The following is a 1,759-nucleotide window of genomic DNA, read 5'->3' on the forward strand; positions in this document are numbered from 1 at the left end:
GACCAAGTTCGACACGCCGTGGCAGGGCGTGCTGGTCGACGATATCCTTGCCGACGCGGGTGTGGAGCCGCCGACCGGCTTCACGCTGGCGCACGCGTTCGACGGTTACACCACCAATGTGCCGGTCAAGGATCTCACCGCCGGCAAGGCCATGGTCGCGCTGCTCTACGAAGGCAAGCCGATCACGCCGGATCATGGCGGCCCGGCAAGGCTGCTGGTGCCGCATCTCTATTTCTGGAAGTCGGCCAAATGGCTGAACGGCCTGCAATTCACCTCGCGCGACGAGCCCGGTTTCTGGGAATTGCGCGGCTACCATATCTATGGCGACCCATGGCGCGAGCAACGCTACACGAACGATCCATGAGCGATACGGCGGCAGTGCAGTCGCCCTGGCAAACAGCCGGCATCGTCCGCATCGAAAAGCGCACGCCGCGTGTCACCAGCTTCTTTTTTCAGCCGTCTCGGCCCTTCGCCTATCGCGCCGGGCAGCATGTCGACGTCAGGCTGACGGCGCCGGACGGCTATCAGGCGCGCCGCTCCTATTCCATCGCCTCCGCGCCCGAAACGAATGGCGCAATCGAACTGGCGATCGAAAAACTCGACGATGGCGAGGTTTCGCCCTTCTTCCACGAGGTCGCGGCAATTGGCGACGAAATCGAACTGCGCGGGCCGCTTGGCGGGCATTTCGTCTGGCCGAAGGATGAGAGTGGGCCGCTTGTGATGGTCGGCGGCGGTTCGGGCGTCGTGCCCTTGATGTCGATGATCCGCCACCGCGCCGCACGGAATTCAGCGGTGCCCGTCGTCCTGGTCTTTTCGGTCCGGGTCTGGGACGAAGTGATCTTTCGTGACGAGCTGATCGCCCTCGACGAGCGTCAGGACGGCTTCGAGCTGGTGCTGACACTGACCCGCGAAGCCGCACGCCGCCCGGCCGACTATGCGCGGCGGGTGGACGTCGCGATGATGGCGCAAGCCATGGCGCGGCTGCCCGAGCCGCCCGGTCTCGCCTTCGTCTGCGGCTCCAATGCCTTCGTTTCCGCGGCAGCCCAGGCGCTGATCGATGCCGGCGTTGCAGCCGAAATCATCCGCACCGAACGCTACGGAGTTTGAGCGGACGCCGCCTTGCGAGAAAGGTTCGTCGGATTCGCCTTCAGCCGATCGGCAAGAAACCCGCCGACAGCAACTGGAAAGGCAAGGCGCCATAGGCGGCCACCGTGGCCGCGTCGTTCCACTCGCGAAACTGTCGCGATGGTCGCGCCTCGAGCGTCAAGGCAACTCGCGCGCCGTCGAGCGTCACCTTGCCGCGAAAATGCAGCACGCGTTCCCTGCCGGATCGGCTGATAGCCACGGCACGCAGGCGAGCGATATGCTCGCCACCGTCATTGATCTCCATTTCGATGCGGCGCCGGACCGGCGGAACGCCGATCCTGACGGTGATGTCGAGCATCATGTCGCCGGTCGTTTGCGGACAGGCGATGGCCTGCGAAAACACCAGAGGCTCCGATGCGGCTTGCGGCTTGCCCGCGGCCGGTCTCCCGCGCCAGGGTTTGGCGGGCGGCTCCTGCTGCAACCGGCCCTTCTTCCGCTTCAGGCGCAACTGCTTGGCAAGGCCGCGCGACAGCCAGACCAGGCCGCCGAAATCCGTGCGCGGCTTGGCTTGCAGAACCGACGACCAACGCGACAGGCCAGCCCGGTCGGCCATCTCGAAGATTCTGGCCATTGTCCGTTCCGGCACCGGAATGCCGATCTCGAACGCCAGATA

General features: G+C 65.3%; 2 protein-coding genes and 1 pseudogene. 2 read left to right on the forward strand and 1 reads right to left on the reverse strand.

The window, feature by feature from the left end:
- The coding region (locus EN969_RS29740) for a molybdopterin-dependent oxidoreductase (RefSeq protein ID WP_164758614.1) at window positions 1-364 on the forward strand (364 nt) is incomplete at its 5' end.
- On the forward strand, window positions 361-1,107 hold the full coding sequence (locus EN969_RS29745; protein WP_013528277.1) for an FAD-binding oxidoreductase: 747 nt from the start codon (window positions 361-363) through the stop codon (window positions 1,105-1,107). The genes EN969_RS29740 and EN969_RS29745, both read left to right, overlap by 4 nt.
- A 40-nt stretch (window positions 1,108-1,147) precedes the next feature.
- Here the strand turns inward: EN969_RS29745 and EN969_RS29750 are convergent.
- A pseudogene (locus tag EN969_RS29750) lies at window positions 1,148-1,759 on the reverse strand (hypothetical protein); the annotation flags it as partial.

Origin of the sequence: Mesorhizobium sp. M7A.F.Ca.CA.003.01.2.1 (assembly GCF_003998945.1) — a bacterium.
In the GTDB taxonomy this organism is placed as follows: Bacteria; Pseudomonadota; Alphaproteobacteria; order Rhizobiales; family Rhizobiaceae; genus Mesorhizobium; species Mesorhizobium ciceri.

Excerpts from the sequence above, each read along its gene's own strand:
- EN969_RS29745 (WP_013528277.1), top strand. The coding sequence starts at position 361 with ATGAGCGATACGGCGGCAGTGCAGTCGCCCTGGCAAACAGCCGGCATC.